Origin of the sequence: Nocardia sp. NPDC127526, from assembly GCF_042672265.1 — a bacterium.
Lineage (GTDB): Bacteria > Actinomycetota > Actinomycetes > Mycobacteriales > Mycobacteriaceae > Nocardia.
The window spans coordinates 255430-280063 of sequence record NZ_JBHXVO010000007.1; the positions used below are offsets into that span (position 1 = coordinate 255430).

Annotated in this window: 1 protein-coding gene (cut by a window edge); it reads right to left on the reverse strand. The window is 69.5% G+C overall.

Annotated elements, in window-relative coordinates; translation table 11 throughout:
* Positions 1-24634, reverse strand: the 3' portion of a protein-coding gene (locus ACFVIV_RS15910; RefSeq protein WP_379196759.1) for a non-ribosomal peptide synthase/polyketide synthase. Its footprint extends 1223 nt past the window's final position; the window shows 24634 of its 25857 coding nt (coding positions 1224-25857); its start codon lies beyond the right edge, outside the window; its stop codon occupies positions 1-3.

The window sequence follows — 24634 nt, forward strand, 5'->3', positions numbered from 1 at the left end:
TCAGCTGCCCGCGGTGAGAACACGGGCGATCTGAGCCAGGGCTTCGGGGGAGGTCATGCGCCAGTGCGTGACCGGCACGGCATGGTTGTGCAGCACGCCGTCGATGGCATCGGTCCAGCCCGCGACATTCACCGTGCAGCTCGGATCGTCCAGGGCAGCAGTGAAGTACACGAGGTCACCCTTGAACCGGCGGGGCCGGTACGAGCCGATGAGCCCCAGCGACCGCACACCGCTGTCGGTCATGCGCGCCAGCCGCTCCGGGCCGATATCGGCCGCCGCACCCAGCAAGCCGCCGAACAGTTCCGTCAGCGGAATGTCCACGGGCTCAGCGGTATCCACCTGCAGCGCACTGTCCAGCACGGCCAGAGTCGCCACCTGCTGCCCCAGCTCCTGCAACCGCACCGCGACGGCATGGGCCAGCACACCTCCGAGCGACCAGCCGAGCAGGTGATACGGCCCCTCCGGCTGCACCGCGCGAATCTCCTCGACATAGCGCCGCGCCCATTCCTCGATCGAATCCGGCTGTGCCGCATCCGAACCGAGCGCCGGTGATTGCAGACCGTAGATCGGGCGATCATCGTCCAGATGGGCGGCCAGCCCGGCGAAGGACCAGGAGATGCCGCCGGCCGGATGGATACAGAACAGCGGCGCTCCGGTCCCGGAGGGTCGCAATGGCAACAGCACATCGAACGCGCGGTCCGCATCGATGCCCGCCGCGGCATCGAGCCGTGCCGCCAGCCCGCCGGGCGTGGGCGCGGTGAACAGCACCAGCACCGGAACCCGCTGGCCCAGAGCAGCACTCAGCGCCGCTGCCAACCGCACCGCGAGCAGCGAGTTGCCGCCCAGCTCGAAGAAGTTGTCGTCCAGCCCGATTCGCTTCAGCTCCAGAACCTCGCCGAAGACCGTGCACACGGTCTGCTCCAGTTCGCTGGCGGGAGCCCTGAATTCACGCGGCGCGAAAGCCGGTTCGGGTAGCGCCCTGCGATCCAGCTTTCCATTGGCATTCAATGGCAGCGCATCCAGCACCACGAACGCCTCGGGCACCAGATACGACGGCAGCGTGGCCGCCAGCCGCGATGCCACCTGCGCAGCATCGATATTCGTACCGACCAGGTACGCCACCAGGCGATCCCCAGCAGGTCCGGCCTTGGCCAGCACCGCGGCCCGGGTGACCTCCGGCAGCGCCAGCAGCGCCGTCTCGATCTCGCCCAGCTCGATCCGGAATCCGCGAATCTTCACCTGGAAGTCGGTGCGGCCCCGATGCTCCAGCTTTCCGCCCGCGGTCCAGGCGACCAGGTCCCCGGTGCGATACATTCGCTCCCCCGGTTCGAACGGGTTGGCCACGAACCGCTCCGCGGTCAGCTCGGCCCGCCCGAAATAACCACGCGCCAACTGCGCACCGGCTAGATACAGCTCCCCGGCCACCCCGACCGGCACCGGCCGCAGCCGCGCGTCGAGCACATAGACCCGGCTGTTCCACTCCGGCACACCGATCGGCACGGTGACCCGATCGGCCGCGCCCACCCGATGCGAGGTGATCGACACCGCCGCCTCGGTCGGGCCATACAGGTTGAACAGCCCCACCTCGGGATAAGCCGTCCGGAACCGCTGCGCCAGCGCCCCCGGCAGCGCCTCGCCAATGGCCAGCACCCGCCGCAGCGACCGCAACGGACGTTCCTGCCCCGCGGCGGTGAGCAGCGCGTCGAGCATGGACGGCACCGCATGCAGCGTCGTCACCTGCTCCCGGCTCACCAGCTCGTTCACATACACCGCATCGCGATGACCTTCGACAGCAGCGATCACCAACCTCCCGCCACAGGCCGCCGCCGACCAGAACTCCCACACCGACAGATCGAACGTGGCAACAGTCTTGAGCAACACCGAATCGGCGGGCCCGAGCCCGAATTCCTCCGTCTTCCAGAGCAACTGATTCACCACCGCACCGTGCGGCACCGCCACGCCCTTCGGCCGTCCGGTCGAACCCGAGGTAAAGATGATGTACGCGGTATTGGCGGCGGTCAGCTCCCGCACCCGTTCCCCGGCAGCAACCGGCGCAGCCGAGTAACCCGACAGGTCGAGCTCGTCCATGCACACCACCGCCCCCGACATTTCGGCTCCGGTCATTCCGGCGTGCCCGATCCCACTCATCCCGGCATGCCCGGCCCCGCTCGTCCCGGCGTGCCCGGCCCCGCTCGTCCCGGCGTGCCCGGCCCCGCTCGTCCCGGCGTGCCCGGCCCCGGTCATCCCGGCGTGCCCGACCCCGGTCATCCCGGCGTGCCCGACCCCGGTCATCCCGGCGTGCCCGACCCCGGTCATCCCGAGGTGCCCGACCCCGGTCATCCCGAGGTGCCCCGCCCCGGTCATTCCGGCGTGGGTTTGGCCGGAATCCACATTGGCGACGGCATCACCGGCGTCGTGTGGATCCCGGCCAAGAAGCGCGCCGGGATGACCAGGGGCTTCGGCCCGATGGCGGACGGGTTCGGCCCGATGGTCGACGGGTTCGGCCCGATGGTCGACGGGTTCGGCCCGATGGCGGACGGGTTCGGCCGGATGGTGGACGGGTTCGTCCCCGAAGCAATCGCGGGCCGTGGTGAGCACGCATGCGGGAGCGGCTGTCTCCAGGATGTATCGGGTGCGCTCGGCAGGCTGATCCGGATCGACCGGCACGTAGGTCCCGCCCGCGACGGACACCGCGTACATGGCGACCACGAGGTCTGCCGACCGCCGCAGCGCGAGCGCGACGCGTGTCTCGGGCCCGACGCCGAGTGAAATCAGGTGGCGTGCCAGCCTGTTCACCCGCCCTGCCAGCTCGGCGTAGGTCAGTTCGACTCGGCCATCAACGCTGTCACCCACCAAGGCCGGTGCCTGCGGGGCAGCGGCCACGGTCTGCTCGAGCAGCGAGGCCAGCGTTGCCGATTCGTCGACCGCGTGCCGGGTGTCGTTCCAGCTCACCAGGATTCGCCTGCGCTCGGCCGGGGTGAGCAGGTCCAGGTCGCCCACCGCGGCGGCGGGTTCGGCGACCACGGCCGCGAGCAGGCGCTGGAATCGGGCCGCGAATCCGGCGACGGTGGACTCGTCGAACAGGGCCGTCGCGTAGGTGATGCTCGCCGCCAGCCCGGCGGGTGTGCCGTCGGGGTGGTAGCGATCGGCGAGCACCAGGTGCAGATCGAATTGCGAAATGGTGGTGTCGTATTCGCCCGCCGTGATGTGCAGACCGTCCAGGGCGAAGGCCGCACCGGACATGTTGTTGAACGAGAAGCCGACCTGGAACAGCGGGTGCCGTGCGGTCGAGCGCACCGGATTGAGCACCTCGACCAGGCGCTCGAACGGCACGTCGGCGTGTGAGAAGGCGGCCAGGTCGCCGGTGCGCACCTGCCGCAGCAGGGCGGTGAAGGCCGCGGCCGGATCGATCTCGGTGCGCAGCACCAGCGTGTTGACGAACATGCCGACCAGGTCGTCGAGCGTGTCATCGCCGCGCCCGGCGACCGGTGTGCCCACCGCGATGTCGGTGGTGCCGGACAGCCGGGACAGCAGGAGCGCGAAGGCGGTGTGCAGCACCATGAACAGCGTTGCGCCACTGTCGCGTCCGAGTTCGGCCAGCCGGGCGTGCAGCTCGGCGTCGATGGTGAACTCCAGTTCGCGGCCTGACGTGGACACCACGGCGGGGCGTGGGCGATCGGTGGGCAGCGTCAGCTGATCGGGCAGTCCGGCCAGAGTCTCGGTCCAGTACCGCAGCTGTGACGCCAGGAGCGAGGACGCCTCGTACTCGGCGCCGAGCCGTTCCCGTTGCCACACCGCATAATCCGCGTACTGCACCGGCAGCGGCGTCCAGTCGGGCGCTGTTCCGGCCCGACGGGCGGTGTAAGCGATCATCATGTCGCGGGCCAGCGGCGTCAGGGACGATCCGTCGGCGGCGATGTGGTGCAGGACGACCACGAGCACTCGCTCCCCGTCGACCCCGATCGGCTCGTAGAGGCGAGCACGCAGCGGGACGCCGGTGGTGACGTCGAATCCTTCTGCGACGAAATCGGTGACGGCCGAACGCAAATCGTCGTCAGGTACGGGAATCGGGTGCAGTGGAGGCACCGTCGCGGCGGGCAGGATCACCTGAACCGGTCCGGTTTCGGTGAGCGGATACACGGTGCGCAGCACCTCGTGCCGATCCACCACATCCGCGATGGCGGCATTCAGCGCCTCGACATCGAGTGCGCCGGACAACCGCAGCACCAACGGAATGTTGTAGGCCGCCGATTCACCGTCGAACCGGTTCAGGAACCACATCCGCTGCTGCGCCGGCGACAGCGGCGCGGGCCCGGTCTCGGTGCGGCGCACCAGGATCGGTCCCCGGACCGCGTCCCCGGAGTCGACGACGGCGGCCAAGGCGGCGACGGTCGGATACTCGAAGACGGTGCGCATGGCGACCTGAGCGCCCAGTCGCGCCGTCAGCCGCGCGGACAGCTTCGCCGCACTCAGCGAATTGCCGCCGCGAGCGAAGAAGTCGTCGTCCAGACCGATCGCACCCACCGGCAGCCCGAGGGTCTCGGCGACGACGGCCGCGACCGTCCGCTCGGCCACGGTGACCGGCGCACGGAACTCCGCCGCCCGGAACACCGGCTCCGGCAGCGCCTTCCGATCCAGTTTGGCCGTCGGCGTGAGCGGCACCGCATCGATCACCATGATGGCGGCGGGCACCATATAGGCGATGAGCGAACGGCTCGCATGAGCGCGCAGCTCCTCGGTGTCGATGATGTGCCCGGCGGCGGGCAGCACATACGACACCAGCGACAGATCGCCGGAAGGCCCGGTATGGCCGATGGTGACGGCGAATTCCACGGTTTCGTGCGCGGCGAGCACCGCGTCGATCTCGCCGAGTTCGATGCGCAGGCCACGCAGCTTCACCTGATCATCGGATCGGCCCAGGTACTCCAGCACCGGATAGCCGATCCCGCCGACGGTGCGGGTCACCCAGCGCACCAGGTCGCCGGTGCGGTAGAGCCGCCCACCGGGTTCCCCGTACGGATCGGCCACGAACCGGTCGGCGCTGAGCGCGGGCCGTCCGTGATAGCCGCGCGCCAATCCCGGTCCGCGCAAATACATCTCGCCGACCACGCCGTCCGGCACCGGCCGCAGCAGCGCGTCCAGCACCACCGCCGACAGCCCGGGCGCGAGCCCGCCCAGCACCACCCCGTCCCCGGGCCGCAGCGCGGCGCTCATATGGGTGGTGATGGTGGCCTCGGTCGGCCCGTAGGAGTTGTACAGCTCCCGGCCGCTCCCCCAGCGCTCCACCAGATCGGGACCGAATCCCTCGCCGCCGACGGACAGCTGACGCAGCCCGCGCAACTTGTCCGGGTCGAGGGTTTGCAGCACCGACGGCGTGATCAGCGCGTGCGTGACCCGCTCGGAGGCGATGAGATCGCTCATCTCCGCACCGCCGAACACCTCCGCGGGCGCGATGACGAGCGCCGCGCCGGCGGGCAGCGCCATCAGCAGTTCCATCAGGGAGGCGTCGAAACTGGGCGAGGCCCGGTGCAGCACCCGGTCCGACGACCCGGTGGGGCACTGCTGTTCGTGAATCGCCGCCACGCCGCTGAGTCCGGAATGGGTGACCACCACGCCCTTGGGCCGCCCTGTGGAACCTGAGGTGTACATCATCCAAGCCGCATTGCCCAGCCGAGCCGGGCGCACCAGTTCACGGGCGGCAAGGGGCGCACCGCTGATTCGATCCAGGGCCGCACCGGTGCCCGGGGCATCCAGCACGATCCACTCCGTCTGCGCCGGAAGCCCGTCCGCCACGGCGGCGATGGTGAGCCCGATCCGCGCCCCGGAATCGTTCAGCATGTAGGCGATGCGCTCCGCCGGGTAGGTGGGATCCACCGGCAGGAAGGCCGCGCCCGTCTTGGCCACCGCCCACAACGCCACCATGGAGTCGATCGAGCGCGGAACGGCGACGGCGGCGAAATCCTCCGCCCCCAGCCCCCGCTCGATGAGCAGCCGCGCCAGCCGCGAGGACCGTTCGTCCAGCTCCCGATAGCTGAGGCTGCGGCCCCGGTACACCAGTGCGGTGCCGTGCGGATTCGCCGCCACGGCCGCGGCCATGATCTCGGCCAGGGTTCGCGAGGGCAGCGCGCGCGGCCCCCGCCGGGCCAGCAGCGCGGACCGTTCGGTGGGCGCCAGCACCTCGATCGCGCCGATCCGGATATCCGGATTATCGGTGACCGCGCCGAGCACCCGGCCGAAGCGGCGCAGTAGCTCGGTGACCGTGCACTCGTCGTACAGATCGGTGGCGTAGGTGATCTCCACCGGCAGGTGCCCATCGGCGTCGAGTTCCTCGCCGATGGTAAAGGTGAGGTCGAATTTCGCGGTGGTCTCGTCGAATTCGACATCCTCCAGCACCAGCCCGGGCACCCCGTGGGTGCCGCGGGTCAGATTCAGATAGCTCAGCGTCACGGTGAAGACCGGATGCCGGGTGCGGGTGGGCTCGATGCCGAGCTCGTTCACGATCCGTTCGAAGGGCACCGTGGCGTGCGCGAACGCCGCCAGATCCACCGCGCGGGTCTCGGCGAGCAGTTCCGCGAAGCTGCGTTCCAGTCCGGGCCGGGTGCGCAGCGCCAGGGTATTGACGAACATGCCGACCAGGTCGTCCAGCGCGCTGGCCGCACGGGCGGCGGTGGGCGTGCCGATGGCGATGTCGTCGGTGCCGGACATGCGCGCCAGCAGCACGGCCAGCGCCGCATGACAGACCATGAACGGTGTGGCGTTGTGCCGCTTGGCAATCGACTGCACCCGCGCCCCGACGCCCCCGCCGATCCGGCCGCGCACCACCGCGCCGCGGCGGGAGGAGACGGCCGGACGCGGACGGTCGGCCGGCAACGGCAGTTCGTCGGGCAGACCGGCGAGTGTCGCACGCCAGTACGAAAGCTCCTCGGCGGCAACCGCATCCAGCACCCGGTGCTGCCACAGCGTGTAGTCGGCGTACTGCACCGGCAATGGCGACCAAGCCGGCGGCGCGCCCTGGCACCGAGCCAGATAGGCGGTAATGAGGTCGCGCACCAGCGGTCCCATGGAGAAGCCGTCGCCCGCGATATGGTGCAGCACCACCACCAGCACATGACTGCCGCCGGATTCGCGCAGCAGCACCGCCCGCACCGGCACCTCGGTGGTGACATCGAAACCGGCGGAGACGATCTCGGCAATGCGCGCCATGACGCGGGCGCCCACGGTTTCCAGCTCGAGCTGCATGGCGGTGTGCGGCGGCAGGATCACCTGGTGGCCGTCACCGTCTCCGTCGAGGGGGTACACGGTGCGCAGCGCTTCGTGGCGCATGACCACATCGGCGAAGGCCGCCCGCATGGCGCGCTCGTCGAGATCGCCCAGAATGCGCACGGCCGCGGGCAGGTTGTAGGCGGGCGATTCGGGATCGAGACGATTCACCAGCCACATGGGCTGTTGCAGCGGCGACAGCGGAATCCGTTGCGGGCGTGGCCCGGTGGTGAGTGCGGGCAGCGCCTCGGCGGGCCGCTCGAACTCCAGGCGGGCGGCGAGCTCGTGCACCACCGAGGTCTCGAACAGGGTGCGCACCGGAATGCGGTGGCCCAGGCGCTCGTTCAGCCGGGCCAGGACCCGGGTGGCATTGAGCGAATTGCCGCCGAGCTCGAAGAAATCGTCCGCGACGCCGACCCGCTCCAGGCCCAGGACCTCGGCGAAAGCGGCGGCCACGGTGTGCTCGGTGGCGGTCCCGGGTGCACGATAGGCGACCTGGTCGAAGACCGGATCGGGCAGCGCCGCGCGGTCCAGCTTGCCGGAGGCATTGAGCGGGAACGCTTCCAGCACCACGAACGCGGACGGGACCATATAGGACGGCAGGGCGGCAGCGGCCGCCGAGCGCACCTCTGTTTCCTCGATGTGCGCGCCGGGCAGCGCGGTCAGATACCCGACCAGGTGCTCGCCGGTCGAGGTCGCCACCACCCGGGCGGCGACCTGCGCGACGCCCGGCGCGGGGGCCAGCGCGGCCTCGATCTCGCCGAGTTCCACCCGCTGGCCGCGGAACTTCACCTGGAAGTCGGTGCGGCCCAGGTACACCAGTTCCGGGTGCTCGCCGGTGGCGTCCCAGCGCACCAGGTCCCCGGTGCGGTACATGCGATCGCCGGGCGCGCCGAAGGGATCGGCGACGAAGCGGTCGGCGCTGATGTCCGGCCGCCCGTGATAGCCGCGGGCCAGTTGCGCACCGGCCAGGTACAGCTCGCCCGCGACCCCGGGCAGCACCGGCCGCAGCCGCGAATCCAGCACGTAGACACGACTGTTCCACTCCGGGCGGCCGATCGGCATGACGGTGCGCTCCACCTCGCCGGTGACATCCCGGTAGGTGATCGACACCGCCGCCTCGGTGGGTCCGTACAGGTTGTGCAGCCGCGCGGCGCTCACCGCGCCGAAGGCCCGCACGGTTTCCGCGGGCAGGGCTTCACCGATGACGAACACGTGCCGCAGCGTGGCCAGCGCGGTGCGCAGTCCGGCGGGATCGGTGTGACCGGCGAACACGCCGAGCATGGATGGTACGAAATCGGTGACGGTCACACCGGTTTCGGCGATCACGCGGGTCAGGTACGCCGGATCGCGGTGGCCGTCCGGGGTGGCGACCACCAGCGTCGCGCCCACCCGCAGGGGCAGGAACCAGCCCCACAGCGAGACGTCGAAGGTGGTGGCGGTCTTCTGGAGATACACATCGGCGGCGGTGAGCCGGTACTCGTGGCCCATCCAGTTCATCTGATTGACGATGGCGGCGTGGGAGACGCTGACGCCCTTCGGTTTTCCGGTAGACCCGGAGGTGAAGATGACATACGCCGGATGCTGCGGGCGCAGCGGGGCGCGCCGCTCGCCGGCGGTGACGGCGACGATCGAATAGCCGTCGAGCGCCACCGTGTCCACCTCCACGATAGGACCCCGGTAGCCGAGATCGGCCCGATCCGCAGCGGTGGTCAGCAGGGCCGCCGGGCGGGCGGTGTCGAGGATGTGGGTAATGCGCCGCACCGGATGATCCGGGTCGATCGGCACATACGCACCGCCTGCCTCCAGAACCGCGTAAATGGCGATCACGAGATCCAGCGAGCGCCGGATCGACAGGGCCACCAGTGATTCCGGTCCGATGCCCGTCGCTATGAGATGCCGGGCCAGCTGATTGACGCGGCGATGCAACCCGGCATAGGTCAGCTCCGCGGCGGGCCGGTCGCCCTCCGGCGCGTAGCGCAGGGCCACCTGGTCGGGAGTGGCCGCGACCTGCGCTCGGAGGGCGTCGAGCAAGAGCTCACCGGGCTCCGCGGCACAGCCGGAGTCGTTCCATTCGCGCAGCACGCGTTCGCGCTCACCGCGCTCGAACAGGTCGATATCGCCGACGAGCCGCCCGGGAGCGGAGGTCACCGCCGTCAACAGGCGCTCGAACCGGCGAGCCAGGGCCGCAATGGTTTCCGCATCGAACAGGTCGGTGGCATAGGTGAAGGACAGCGAGTCGGCGGTGACGGTCAGCTGCAGATCGAATCTGCTGGTCCGATAGTCGAATTCGCATTCGCGCACGGAGCTGCCGGGCAGCTCGAGGCCGATCGGGTCGAGGTTCTGGAAGAACAGCGCCACCTGGAACAGCGGATGCCGGGCCGGTGAGCGCGGCGGATCGAGCGCCTCCACCAGGCGTTCGAACGGGACATCCGCATGCGCGAAGGCATCCAGATCGGTCTCGCGCACCCGGTCCAGCAGTGCCGCGAACGATTCGGACGGCCGCACCGAGGCGCGCAGCACCAGGGTGTTGACGAACATGCCGATCAGATCGTCGAGCGCGGCCTCACCACGGCCGGCGACGGGCGCGCCCACGGCAATGTCCTCGGTGCCGGACAGGCGGGCCAGCAGCACCGACAGCGCCGCGTGCACCACCATGAACGGCGTGGCGTCCTGCGCCGCGGCGAGGGCGGCGACCGCCTCCCGCAGCGACGCGTCGTAAGGCACGGTGACGACGGCCGCACGGTGTGACGCCACCATCGGGCGAGGCCGGTCGGCGGGCAGGTCGAGTTGTGCGGGCAGCCCTCGCAGCGCCGCATGCCAGTACGCCAGCTGCTGTGCCGCAAGGGATTCCGGATCGTCCTCGGCGCCGAGCAGCTCACGCTGCCACAGCGCGTAGTCGGCGTACTGCACCGGCAGCGGCATCCACTGCGGCGCAATGCCTCCCGCGCGGGCCGCATACGCGACGCCGAGATCGCGCGCCAGCGGCGCGAGCGAGAAGCCGTCGGCGGCAATATGGTGCACGACCAGGACGAGCACCTGTTCATCGGCCGCCACCGTGGCGAGGCCGATGCGCAGCGGAACCGCCGCGGTCACATCGAACGGCGTGCCCGCGAACGCCGCCAGGGCGGCGGGCAGATCCGTGCCGTCCAGCCGGGCCACCGCCGGCGCGCTGCCGGGCGGCAGAATGCGCTGGTAGCCGATGCCGTCGACATCCGGGTAGACGGTGCGCAGCGACTCATGACGATCGATGACGTCCCGCACGGCCGCCGTCAGCGCGGCGGAATCCACGGCCCCGATGAGGCGCAGGGCGACGGGAATATTGTTGACCGTCTCCTGCGGATCGAACCGATTCAGGAACCACATGCGCTGCTGTGCCGGTGACAGCGGCAGCAGTTCCGCCGCATCGGAGTCCACGGCCCGGGGCAGCAGAACGGGCCGGTCGCCGGTGCCGGCGAGCTGGGCCGCCCGGGCGGCCAGACCGGCCACCGTCGGCGCTTCGAAGAGCAGTCGCACCGGGAGGTCGGCTTCCAGGGCAGCGCCCAGGCGCGCCATCAGGCGCGTGCCGGACAGCGAATTGCCGCCCAGAGCGAAGAAGTCGTCCTCCGCGCCGACCCGGTCCCGGCCGAGCAGTTCCGCGACGATATCGGCAATGACGCGTTCGGTCGCGGTCGCCGGGGCGCGGTAGGCCAGCGCCCGGAATTCCGGTTCCGGCAATGCCTTTCGATCAAGCTTGCCGGAGGCATTGAGCGGGAAGGCGTCCAGGACCACGAAGGCCGCCGGGATCATGTACGACGGCAGCGTCGCGGACAGGCGATCCCGCACGGCGTCGACGTTCACCGCCGCATCGGCCGCGAGCAGGTATGCGACCAGCTGATCGCCCAACTGATCGTGATGACGCGCCATCACCACGGCCTGCGCGATGGATTCCAGGGCGGTGAGCGCGGATTCGATCTCGCCCAATTCGATGCGCAGGCCCCGCAGCTTGACCTGGAAGTCGGTGCGGCCCAGGTATTCCAGTTCACCGGTGCCGGTCCACTTCACCAGGTCGCCGGTGCGATACATGCGCGCACCCGGCTCGAAGGGATTGGCCACGAACCGATCGGCGGACTGGCCGGGCCGGGTCAGGTAGCCCCGGGCGAGCTGATCACCGGCCAGGTAAAGCTCACCCGCGATCCCCGGAGCCACCGGTCGCAGCCGCGAATCCAGCACGTAGACACGGGTATTCCAGACCGGCCTGCCGATGGGTACCGAGACGGTGTCGGTGTAGGCGACCTCGTGATAGGTGACGTCGACCGCGGCCTCGGTGGGTCCGTACAGATTGTGCAGCCGGGCCCCGGTCAGCTCGCGTGTCCGCTGTGCGGTGGACGCGGGCAAGGCCTCACCCGAGGCGAAGACCTGCCGCAACCGTATTCTCCCGCCGCGCATGACGGGGGTGGTTCCCTCTTCGAGGGCGGCGACGAATGCCGAGAGCATCGACGGCACGAAATGCGCTGTGGTGACGCCCTCTTGGGCAATCACACGGGCCAGGTAGGCCGGATCGCGATGCCCGTCGGGCCGGGCCACCACCAGCCGGGCCCCGGTGAGCAGCGGCCAGAAGAACTCCCACACCGACACATCGAAGGTGGCCGGGGTCTTCTGCAGGACCGCGTCCTCGGCGGTCAGGCGATACTCGGATTGCATCCACACCAGGCGGTTCACAATGGCCGCGTGGCTGACCGCCACACCCTTCGGACGGCCCGTCGAACCGGAGGTGAAGATGACATAGGCGGTGTTGTCGTGCCGTAGCGGACGCCGCCGCTCGGCATCGGTCAGTGGTTCGCCGGGCCACCAGCCGGACAGGTCCAGCAGATCGATGCGCACCTGCGCGATATCGATCGGCAGATCCATCTCCGATGTCAGCACGGCCACCGGATCGGCGGTGGCGAGAATGTATTCCAGGCGTTCGGCGGGCTGATCCGGATCCAGCGGCACATACGCCCCGCCCGCCGCGAGCACGGCGTACATACCGACGACCAGGTCGATCGACCGCCGCATACCCAGTGCCACCAGCGATTCCGGGCCCACACCGTGCGCGAGCAGATGCCGCGCCAAACGGTTCACCCGGACGGCGAGCTCGCCGTAGGTGAGGCTCGTGCCCTCGAAGGTGAGCGCCGGGCGGTGCGCGGATCGCAGCGCTTGGGCCTCGAACAGCGAGATGAGCGTCGGCGCACCGCCGTCCAGGCGCAGATCGGCGGCCGTGTCGTTCCAGTTCCGCAGCACCAGATCGCGCTCGGCGGGATCGAGCAGGTCGATATCGCCCACCGGAATGGCGGGATCGGCGAGGGCGGCGGTCACGATGCGGCGGAATCTGGCGGCGAATCCGGCGATCGTGCCGACGTCGAACAGATCGGTGGCGTAGCGCAGCACACCGTGCAGGGTGGTGCGGCCCGCCTCGTCGGCGATCTCGGTGAACGCCAGCGACAGATCGAACTGCGCGGTGGTGTTCTCGATCGGGTAGCCGGAGACCTCCAGTCCAGGGAGCCGCAGCGTCGTGTCGTCCCGATGCTCGAAGGTGAGCAGCGCCTGCACAATGGGCGAATGCGCCTGGGAGCGCACCGGATCGAGCTCGTCCACCAGCCGCTCGAACGGCAACTCGGCATGCGCGAAGGCGCGCACATCGGTTTCCCGCACGGTGCCGAGCAGGCCGGCGAACCGGGTGTCCCCCATGACCGGTGTGCGCAGCACCAGGGTGTTGACGAACATGCCGACCACATCGTCCAGGGCCTGCTCGGAGCGGCCCGCGATCGGCGTGCCGATGGCGATGTCGGTGCTGCCGGTCAACCGCGCCAGCAGCGTCGCATAGGCGGCGTGCATCACCATGAAGGTCGAGACCCCGTGCCGCCGCGCCAATTCCTCGATGGCGGCGGTCGTCTCGGCATCGATGCCGAACTGGTAGGCGGCGCCGCGACCGGAGGCCACCGCCGGGCGCGGCCGATCGGCGGGCAGCTCCAAGAGCGGCGCCAGGCCGGACAGTTCGGTACGCCAGTGCGAGATCTGCTCGGCCAGTGTCGAATCCGGGTCATCGGCGCTGCCCAGCACGGCATGCTGCCACAGCGTGAAGTCGGCGTACTGCACCGGCAGCGGAGTCCATTGCGGCGTCTCGCCCGCCGTGCGGGCCGCGTACGCGAACACCAGGTCGCGCGCCAGCGGCGTGGTCGAAACGCCGTCGGCCGCAATGTGATGAGTGACCACGACCAGCACGTGATCCCGGCCGGAACCGGCGCGCCGCAAGAGTTGCACCCGTATCGGCAACTCCGTGCGCAGATCGAAGCCGCGGCCGGCGACCCCGGCCACCGCGGCGGCCATATCGCCGGTCTCGACCGGATTCAGCACGGGCATGGTGAGTTCCGCCGCCGGCACGACGACCTGCCTGGGACCCTCCGTATCCTCGGGGAACACGGTGCGCAGCGATTCGTGGCGGACGATGACATCGGCGACGGCGGCCCGGAGCGCGGCCACGTCCAGCTCACCGGTGAGGCGAATGGCCGCCGGAATGTTGTAAACCGGGGATTCCGGCTCCAGACGATTGAGCAGCCACATCCGAGTCTGTGCCAGCGACAGCGGGATTCGCTCCGGACGCGGCCCGGCCGCCAGTCGCCGCCCACGGCCCGCCCCCTGGGTGACGCGGGCGGCCAGACCGGCAATGGTCGGGGCCTCGAAGATCTCCCGCACACCGATATCGCTGCCGAGGGCGGCATTGGCCCGGGCGATCAGGCGCATGGCGAGCAGGGAGTTGCCGCCACGCGCGAAGAAGTCGTCGTCCGCGCCCATGGGCGCGCCGCCGAGCAGATCACCGGCCAGGGCGGCCAGCACGGCTTCCGCACCCTCCTTCGGCGCACGGAAAGCGTTCGCGGCCGCGGCGAACTCGACAGCGGGCAGGGCCTTGCGGTCGAGCTTGCCGACACTGGTGAGCGGCATATCGTCCAGCACCACCAGATGCGCGGGCACCATATAGCCGGGCAACTGGACGCGCGCATGGGCGAGCACGGCATCCGCCGAGAGGCCCGCACCGCTGACATAGCCGACCAGACAATCGGCGCCGCTGCTGTCCTGCGCCGCGAGCACCGCCGCATGAGCGACCCCGTCGGCGGACAGCAGCGCCGCCTCGATCTCGCCGAGTTCGATGCGCTGGCCGCGCAGCTTCACCTGGAAGTCGTTGCGGCCCAGATATACCAGCGCGCCAGCACGGTTCCATCGCACCAGATCGCCGGTGCGGTACATGCGGGATCCGGGCACTCCGAACGGGTCGGATACGAAGCGTTCCGCCGTGAGCCCGCCCCGGCCCTGATAACCGCGCGCCAGCTGAGCGCCCGCCAGGTACAGCTCGCCGGTGACGCCGGTGGGCACCGGCCGCAGCCGGGCATCGAGCACATACGCGCGGGTATTCCAGTTGGGCCGGCCGATGGCCACCTCGTACTCCGGGTCCGCATCGGAGAACTCGTGGTAGATGGCGGAAATCGCGGCCTCGGTCGGGCCGTACGCATTGTGCACCGCACCGCCCACCTGCGCGCGCAGCGCGGTCAGCAGCTCGGCCGACAGCGCTTCACCACCGGTATGCAGATGGCGGAACGAAGCCAGCGCATCGCCGTGGCCCTCCGCGATCAGCGCGGCCAGCACCGACGGCACATGCTCGGCAATGGTGACGCCGGATTCCCGCATCAGCCCCGCCAGATAGTCCAGATCCCGATGCCCGTCCGGCCGCGGAATCACCAGCGGAGCGCCGGCCAGCGCGGGCAGGAAGCACTCCCACACCGACACGTCGAAGGTCAACGGCGCACGCTGCATGATCCGGTCGTCCCGGGTGACCCTGTAGCGATGCTCGAGCCAGCGCAGCTGATTCATGATGGCGCGATGGCTGGTGGCCACACCCTTGGGCAGACCGGTGGAACCCGAAGTGAACAGCACGTAGGCGAGGTTGTCCGGACGCAGCACACCCCTCCGGTCGGCATCGGTGAGCGGCGCAGGCGACAGCGCGGACAGGTCGAGCGCGGCCACCTCCAGCACGCGCACGCCATCCAACGCGGGCAATGTCGCGCCGCCGACGGACAGCACCAGGGTGGCCTGCGACGCGGCGAGCACATGGGCGATCCGGTCGGCCGGGTGCTCGGGGTCGATGGGCAGATACGCCGCACCGGCGTGCACGATGGCGAACAGCGCGGTCACCATGTCGAACGACCGCTGGGCGGTGACGCCGACAATGGCGTCCGGACCGACGCCCGCCGAAACCAGGTACCGCGCAAGACGATTCGCACGATCGGCCAGCTCGGCATAGGTTCGGGTAGCCCCGTCGAAGACGAGCGCGACAGTCTCCGGGTCCGTCGCGGCTCGCCGATCGAGCAGATCGGCCAAGGTTTCGCGCGGCAACACCCGCGCGGTGGCATTGCGGTCCGAGAGCAGTTCCCCGCGCTCGGCCACCGACATGATCTCCACCTCGCCCGCGGTGACACGCGGATCGGTGAGCAGTGCGCGCAACACCCGTTCGAAAGCGGCGAGGAAACCGTCCACGGTCTCCGGATCGAACAGGTCGCGGGCATAGACCAGATGCACCTCTATGCCCGCGGGCGCCCCCTCGGTGTCGGTGGTCTCCGACAGTGTCCAATCCAGGTCGAACTGGGTGGCGCCGACCTCCACCTCCAGCGCCTCGATGGCGAGCCGCTGCAACCGGACCTCCGGCCGCTCATGGTTCTGCAGGGTCAGCGTCACCTGGCACAACGGCGCATGCGCCTGCGAGCGCACCGGATTCAGGGCGTCGACGAGCATTTCGAAGGGGACGAGAGCGTGCTCGAAGGCCGCCAGATCGGTCTCCCGCACCGTGGCGAGCAGTTCACCGAGCGCGGCATCGGACGCCACGGCGGTGCGCAACACCAGCGTATTGACGAACATGCCGACCAGGTCATCCAGCGCCTCGTCACCGCGCCCCGCCACCGGCGCGCCGATGACGATATCCGCCGTCCCCGAAAGCCGGGACAGCACAACCGCCAATGCCGTGTGCAGCACCACGAACGGCGTCACCCGATGCTCGGCCGCGAATTCACCGATAGCGGCGTGCAATTCCGCATCCAGCCGACCGCGCACCAGCCCGCCGCGATTCCCGGACACCGCCGGCCGCGGCCGATCGCCCGGCAGCGCCAGCACATCGGGCACACCATCCAGACGACGCGTCCAGTACCGCAACTGCCCCGCGAGCACCGAACTGTAGTCATCCGCACTACCGAGCGCGGCCCGCTGCCAGAGCGCGAAATCCGCGTACTGCACCGGCAACGGCGTCGGATTCGGTGCGACCCCTGCGCAACGGGCCACATAGGCGTGCGCGAGATCCCGGGTCAACGGCGCGAAAGACCACCCGTCGGCCGCAATGTGATGCACCACGAACAGCAGGACATGGGTATTCGGTTCATCCACAACGCGCAACAACTTCGCGCGGAACGGGACCTCGGCCGTGACGTCGAAGACGGTGTGCGCCAACGACTCCGCCCGCTCACCCAACTCCGCGGCCGAAACCGACTCTGCCGCAAGCTCCACCAGCCGAGTACCCGCGGGCAGAACCAGCTGCGTAGGCGCGCCATCGCGTTCCGGATACAGCGTGCGCAGCGTCTCATGACGGGCGATCACATCGGCAATGGCGGCCTCCAGCGCCTCCGCATTGAGCGAACCGGTGAGCCGCAATGCGAACGGGATGTTGTACCCGTCCCGCCCATCGAACCGATTGAGAAACCACATGCGCTGCTGCGCAATGGACAGCGGAATCTCCGCCCCACGCTCCTGCACGGTCACCGGCGGCAGCACAGGGGCAACCGCACTGTCCGCCAACTGGATACGCGCCGCCAACCCGCGCACCGTGGAGTCCTCGAACACAGCGCGCAGCGGCACCGGCGCACCGGTGGCCTTGCTCAGCCGCGCAGCCAGCTGCGTGGCGATGAGGGAGTTCCCGCCCAATGCGAAGAAGTCGTCGTCGAGCCCGATCCGATCCACGCCCAGCAGAGCGGAGAAGACATCGGCAACCAGAGTCTCACCGGACCCCACGGGCGCCCGGAACTCCGACCGCACCGGTGCGGGAGCAGGCAGAGCCCGGCGATCCAGCTTCCCGGAGGCATTGAGCGGAAAGGCATCCAGCACTTGATAAGCCGACGGCACCATATATCCCGGCAACCGCCGAGCCAGCGCCGCCCGCAGTTCGTCAACCGCGAGCTCGCCACCATTCGCCGGGATGAGATAAGCAACCAGCGCATCACCCGTGCCGTGATCGTCCCGCACGAGCACAACGGCCCGATCCACCGAATCCAGTGCGGTGAGCGCGGATTCGATCTCACCGAGCTCGATGCGCAGACCGCGCAGCTTCACCTGGAAGTCGGTGCGGCCCAGGTACACGATCGAACCATCAGCGGCCCGGCGCACCAGGTCACCGGTGCGATACATGCGCTCGGAGGTCCCGAACGGGTTGGCCACGAACCGATCCGCGGTCAGATCCGCCCGACCGACGTAACCACGCGCCAGCTGATCACCCGCGAGGTAGAGCTCACCCGCGACACCCTGCGGCACCGGGTGCAGACGCGAATCCAGCACATACGCCTGCGCATTCCACACCGGCAGACCGATGGGCACCGCACCCTGCACATCCTCCGCGACCGGCGCGAAGGTGGCGTGCACCGTGAATTCCGTGGGGCCGTACAGGTTGTGCAGCTCCGCCGAGCTGATGCGGCGGAACGCCCGCACCGCATCCGAGGTCAACGCCTCACCGGCCACCAATAGCGCCCGCAACGACACCAATTGCCATGGCTCGGCGGCCTGGGCGAATACCGACAGCATGGACGGCACGAACGAGGTCACAGTGACCCGCTCGGCCGCGATCACCTCCGCCAAATACCGCGGATCCCGATGCCCGTCCGCCGCTGCCACGACCATCCGGCCACCGGTCGCCAACGGCCCGAACAACTCCCACACCGACACATCGAAGGTCTGCGGCGTCTTGAACAAGACCACATCATCGGCATCCAGCCCATATTCGGCGGTAATCCACCGAACCTGGTTCACCGCCGCCGAATGCGGCACCGCCACACCCTTCGGCCGCCCGGTCGAGCCCGACGTGAAGATCACGTACGCCGCGTTCGACGACCGCAATGGAGCGATTCGTTCCGCATCAGTGACCGGCCTGTCCGGGTAGTCCGACAGATCCAACTCATCGACGCGCAGCACCTCCCCTGTCATTCCGGCGTGCTTGTGGCCGGAATCCACACCGGCAACGACATCCCCCGCGACGTGTGGATCCCGGCCAAGAAGCGCGCCGGGATGACGAAGCGGGCCGATCTCGAAACCGTCATGCGCGGTGGTGAGCACGCAAACCGGAGTTGCGGTCGCGAGCACGTCGGCGATGCGTTCCGCTGGCTGGTCCAGGTCCAGGGGCACGTAGGCGCCACCGGCCTCGAGCACCGCGTAGGCGGCGGCGACGAAGTCGAGCGAGCGCCGCATGCCCAGGGCGACTCGGGTTTCCGGACCCACTCCGGCCGCGATGAGGCGGCGGGCCAGGCGGTGCACGCGGGCGGCGAACTCGGCGTAGGTCACGACCTCGCGGCGCGTTCCTGCCTCGGCGCGACCTGTCCCGTCATCGCCCGGACCGTCATCGCCCGGACCGTCATCGCCCGGACCGTCATCCCGGCGTGTTTGTGGCCGGGATCCACCGCGAGATTCCGGCCAAGAGCGCGCCGGAATGACGAGGGCGGCCGCGTCCGGGGTGCGTTCTGCCTGTGCCACGAACAGATCGACCAGTGTGCATCCCGCTACCGGCCGGGCGGTGTCGTTCCACGCGCGCAGTGCTGAATCTCTTTCCGCGGCGTCCAGGAGGTCGATGTCGCCAACTCGTGCCGACGGATCGGTGGCCACTGCTCGTAGAACACGCTCGAATCGGGTCGTGAGAGCGGCGGCGGTGGCGGCGTCGAATAGCTCGGTCGCATAGCGGAGACTGGCGGTGAGGCGATCGCCGTCCGCCTCTGTCATCACTAGTTGCAGGTCGAATTTGGCTGTTGGGTCCGGTATTTCGATCGGGCTCACGGTGAGATCCGGGAGCCGCAGCTCGGTGTCGGCGCCGGACTCTTCGCCGAAGCTGAGCATGACCTGGAACAGGGGGTGCGCGCCGGTGGAGCGGTCCACCGCGAGTGCGTCGACGAGGCGCTCGAAGGGCAGCTCGGCATTGGCGAAGGCGGCGAGGTCGGTATCGCGCACCCGGGTCAGGAGGTCGGTGAAGGTGGCGTTGCCGTCCACTTCGGTGCGGAGCACCAAGGTGTTGACGAACATGCCGATGAGTGGGTCCAGTTCGCGTTCGCCGCGGCCGCCGACCGGTGTGCCGATGGCGATGTCGGAGGTGTTCGCCAGTCGGGACAAGGTGGCGGCGAAGGCGGCGTGGACCACCATGAACACGGTGGCGTTGTTCGTTTGCGCCAGGTCGCGTAGGCCGATGAGGACCTCAGCGGACACTGTGAAATCGACTGCGGCGCCGGTGTTCTGCGGGTTCGCCGGGCGGGGGCGGTCGGTGGGGAGGGGGAGTTGGGCGGGGAGGCCGGTGAGGGTGTCGCGCCAGAATTCGAGTTGCTGGTGGGCGAGGTCGCCGGGGGTGGTTTCGGAGCCGAGGAGGGTGTGCTGCCAGAGGCTGTAGTCGGCGTATTGGATGGTCAGGGGGGACCAGTCGGGGGCGTGGCCGGTGTGGCGGGCGGTGTAGGCGCGCATGAGGTCGGCTACGAGGGGCGGCAGGGACAGTGCGTCGCCGGCTATGTGGTGCAGGACCATGACCAGGACGTACTCGTCGGCGTTCAAGGGGGCGTCGGGGCCGCGGTCGAGCACGAGTAGCGCTATGCGGGACGGGAGTTCGCGGGTCACGTCGATCGGCGCGGACACGATGGCGGTGACGGCGGCGATGATCTCGGATTCCGGGACCTGGACCCGGTTCAGGCTCAGGCCGACGTCGGTGGCGTCGAGGGTTTTCTGGTACGGGCCGAACTCGGTGGCGGGGTAGTAGGTGCGCAGGGATTCGTGGCGGGCCAGCACATCGAGGACGGCCTGTTGCAGGGCGGTGAGGTCGAGACGGCCGGACAGGCGCAGTACGACCGGGAGGTGGTAGCGGCTGGGGGCGTCCTGCTCGCTTTCCAGGCGGTTGAGGAACCATAGTCGCTGCTGCGCGGGTGAGAGCGGCACCCGGGACGGGCGCTGCTGTGGTGTCAGCGCGGGACGTGTCGCGGTGCCCGAGGATTCGGCTACCGCGGCGGCGAAGGCTTCGACGGAACCGGCGTCGAAGAGCATGCGGACCGGAATGCGTACGCCCAGTTCGGATCCGATGCGGGCGGTCACCTGGGTGGCGGAGAGCGAGCTGCCGCCGAGGGCGAAGAAGTCGTCGTCGAGGCCGATGCGCGGCAGGCCCAGTACCTCGCCGAAGACTCGGGCCACCAGGCGTTGGACGGCGTCGACGGGTGCGCGGAAGCGCTTGGCCGCCACGGCCGGTGCGGGCAGGGCCTTGCGGTCGAGCTTGCCACTGGCTCCCAGGGGGAACTCGGCCAGTTCCACGATCGCGGTGGGCACCATATAGGGCGGCAGCAGCCGGGCCGCGCGGGCCGTGAGCGTCTCGGTATCGAGATCGCTTCCGGGCGTGCGGATCACATAGCCCGCGAGGTAGTCGCCGGTTTCGGCGGTGACCACCCGGACGGCGGCCTGCGCGACCTCCGGTGCGGTCAACAGCGCCGTCTCGATATCGGCCAATTCGATGCGCTGGCCCCGGAACTTGATCTGGAGGTCGAGCCGATCCAGGTAGACGAGCTCACCGTCGGCGGTCCACTTCACCAGGTCGCCGGTGCGGTACATGCGCGCTCCCGGCCGCCCGAACGGGTTGGCCACGAATCGATCCGCGGTCAGGTCGACCCGGCGGTGATAGCCCCGCGCCAGCTGAACGCCTGCCAGATACAGCTCGCCGGGCACCCCGATGGGCGCCGGGTGCAGCCGCGAATCCAGCACGTACACCTGGGTGTTCCACTCCGGCTCCCCCATGGGCACCGCCGTGGCCTCGTCGCCGGCCTCGCGATAGGTGACGGTGACGGCGGCCTCGGTGGGCCCGTACAGATTGTGCAGTCCCGCATCACACACCGCGCGGAAGGCCGCGGCCGTCTCGGCCGGAAATGCCTCTCCGGCTACGAAAACATCTCGCAGCGAATCCAATTCGCCCGGCTGCGCGTGAGTGGCGAAGACCGCGAGCATGGACGGCACGAAATCGGTGAGCGTGACACCGTACCGAGCCACGGTTTCGGCGAGATAGCGGGCGTCACGGTGCCCGTCCGGCTCGGCCAGCACCAGGGTGCCCCCGGCCCGCAATGGCAGAAAGTAGCCCCACAGCGAGACGTCGAAGGTGGTGACGGTCTTCTGCAGGTACACATCCCGCACGCCGATCCCGTATTCGGCGTGCATCCACGCCATCTGGTTGGCGATGGCGCGATGGCTCACGGCGACGCCCTTGGGCCTGCCCGTCGAGCCGGAGGTGAACAGCACGTAGGCCGGATGGTCCGGGTGCAGGGCGGCGCGCCGCTCGCGGTCGGTGATCTTGCGTTCGGGGTATTCGGCGAGCTCGAGCAGGTCCAGCAGATACAGCGGCAGCCGCGTACCCTCCGGCAGCGCGAATCCGTCGGCGGCGGTGGTGAGCACAAGTTCCGGGCGCGCGGTATCGAGAATATGGCCGATGCGCTCGGCCGGATGCGCGGGATCCACGGGCACATACGCGCCACCGGCCCGCAGCACCGCATACATGGCGACCACCAGCTCCACCGAGCGCGTCATGGCCAGCACGACCAGCGATTCCGGACCGACCCCGGCGTCGATGAGCGCGCGGGCCACACGATTGATGCGGGCATCCAGCTCCGCGTAGGTGAGTTCGTCCGTGCCCGAGATCAGGGCGCGCGCCTTGGGTGTGCGCTGGACCTGGGTGTCGAAACCGGCGTGCAGGAACACATCCGGCACCTTGTGACCGGTGGCGTTCCAGGAATCGACGACATAGTCGAGCTCCCCGGCGTCCAGCAGTTCGATATCGCCGACCGGGCGATCGGCGGCAGCGGTGGCGGCGGTCAGCAGGCGAGTGAACTTGGCGGCGAACTCCTCCACCGTGGCGGCGTCGAACAGCTCTGTGGCATAGGTGAATTCGGCGCGGTACCCGGCGGCGCGGTCGGAGATGGTGAGCTGTAGATCGAATTTGGCGAAGCCCGGATCGAAATCGACCGGCTCCACCTCGACCCCCGGCAGCTCCGGCAGGGTGACGCCGAGGTTCTGCAGGAACAGCGCCACCTGGAACAGCGGATGCCGATTGCGGGCACGGACCGGATTGAGCACCTCGACCAGTCGCTCGAACGGCACCTCACGGTGGGCGAAGGCCCGCAGATCACGCTCCCGCACCGCGGAAACCAGTTCGGCGAACGACAATTCGCCGCGCACCTCGGCGCGCAACACCAGGGTGTTGACGAACATGCCGATGAGATCGTCCAGAGCCCGTTCACCGCGGCCCGCCACCGCGGTGCCGATGGCGATATCGGTAGTGCCGGACAACCGGGCCAGCAAGGCCGCGAACGCGGCATGCAGCACCATGAACGGTGTCGCTTTGCACCGCGCGGCAAGCTGGTCGATCGCGGCGCGCAGCGCCGGGTCGATATCGAATTCGACCGTGGCCCCGCGATATCCGGCCACCGCCGGTCGCGGCCGGTCGCCGGGCAACTCCAGCCGAGCGGGCAGCCCGTCGAGTTCGGCGGTCCAGAAGGCGAGTTCGCGGGCGGCCAGGGCCCCCGGATCGGATTCCGCGCCGAGCCGCTCCCGCTGCCACAAGGTGTAGTCGGCGTACTGAACCTCCAGCGCCGCCCACCCGGGCCGCTCCCCCGCCCGGCGGGCGGTATAGGCCGTGGCCAGGTCGCGCACCAGCGGATTCATGGAGACGCCGTCGGCGGCGATGTGATGCACCACCAGCGCCAGCGTGTGGTCATCGGGACCGGCGCGAAACAGCCGGATGCGCAGCGGAATCTGTTCGGCGACATCGAAACCCTGACCGGCCAGCGCCTCGATGGCGGGTCGCACAGCGGTCACGGCGATATCGACCGGATCCAGGTCGAGCTCCACAGCGGCGCGCACGACCTGCACCGGCCCGTCCGGAGTCTGCGGATAATAGGTGCGCAGCACCTCGTGCCGGGCCGTCAGATCACCGATCGCGGCGGCCAGCGTGGCGACGTCCAGCTCCCCGCGCAGCCGGAGCGCGACGGCCACATTGTCCACCGCCGCCGCATCGAATCCGGCTGCGGCGGATTCGGATTCGGTGTGGGCCAGGCGGTTGAGGAACCATATGCGCTGCTGGGCGGGCGACAACGGCAACCGCTCCGGCCGGGACTGCGCCCGCAATGCTGGTACGGAGCCGGCGGTCTCCGCGAGCGCGGCCAGCGCCGCCGCGGTCGGCCGATCGAAGAAGTCGCGCACGTCGACGGTGATCCGCAGGGCCTCGGCCACCCGGGCGATCGCGCGGGTGGCAATGAGCGAATTGCCGCCCAAGGCGAAGAAATCGTCGTCCGCGCCGACTCGCTCCACCCCGAGGAGATCGGCGAAAACAGCCGCCACCGCGCGCTCGGCAGCGCTTTCGGGTTCCCGGTAGGAGCTCTCGCTGTCGGCGAATTCCGGTTCCGGCAAGGCCCTGCGATCCAGCTTGCCATTGGGGTTCAACGGCATTTCGGCCAGCGGCACCAGCAGCGACGGCACCATGTACTCGGGCAGTCGCTCCCGCGCCGCCGCGAGCACGGCGGCGGTGTCCAGCTCGCCGGCGGGCGCCACATAGCCCACCAGGTGAGCACCGGCGGGACCGTGCCACAGCAGCACCGCCGCCTGCGCCACCCGATCGTGGCGCAGCAGCGCCGCCTCCACCTCGCCCAGCTCGATCCGCAATCCCCGCAGCTTCACCTGGAAATCACTGCGCCCCAGGTATTCCAGCTCGGCCGGACCACCATCGACCCCGGGCGTCCAACGCACCAGATCACCGGTGCGGTACATCCGATCACCCGGCGCGCCTTCGGGATTGGCGACGAATCGTTCCGCCGTGAGCGCCGCACGCGCCACATAACCGCGCGCCAATTGCACGCCCGCCAGATACAGCTCACCGACCACGCCCACCGGCACCGGCCGCAGCTGCTCGTCCAGCACCAGCAGTTCGGTATCGTCCGCGGCCGCGCCGATCGGCACCTGATCGGTATCCGCGCCGGTGACCTCGTGCGCGGTCACATCGACGGCGGCCTCGGTGGGGCCGTACAGATTGTGCAGCGTCGCACCGCTCACATCGCGGAAG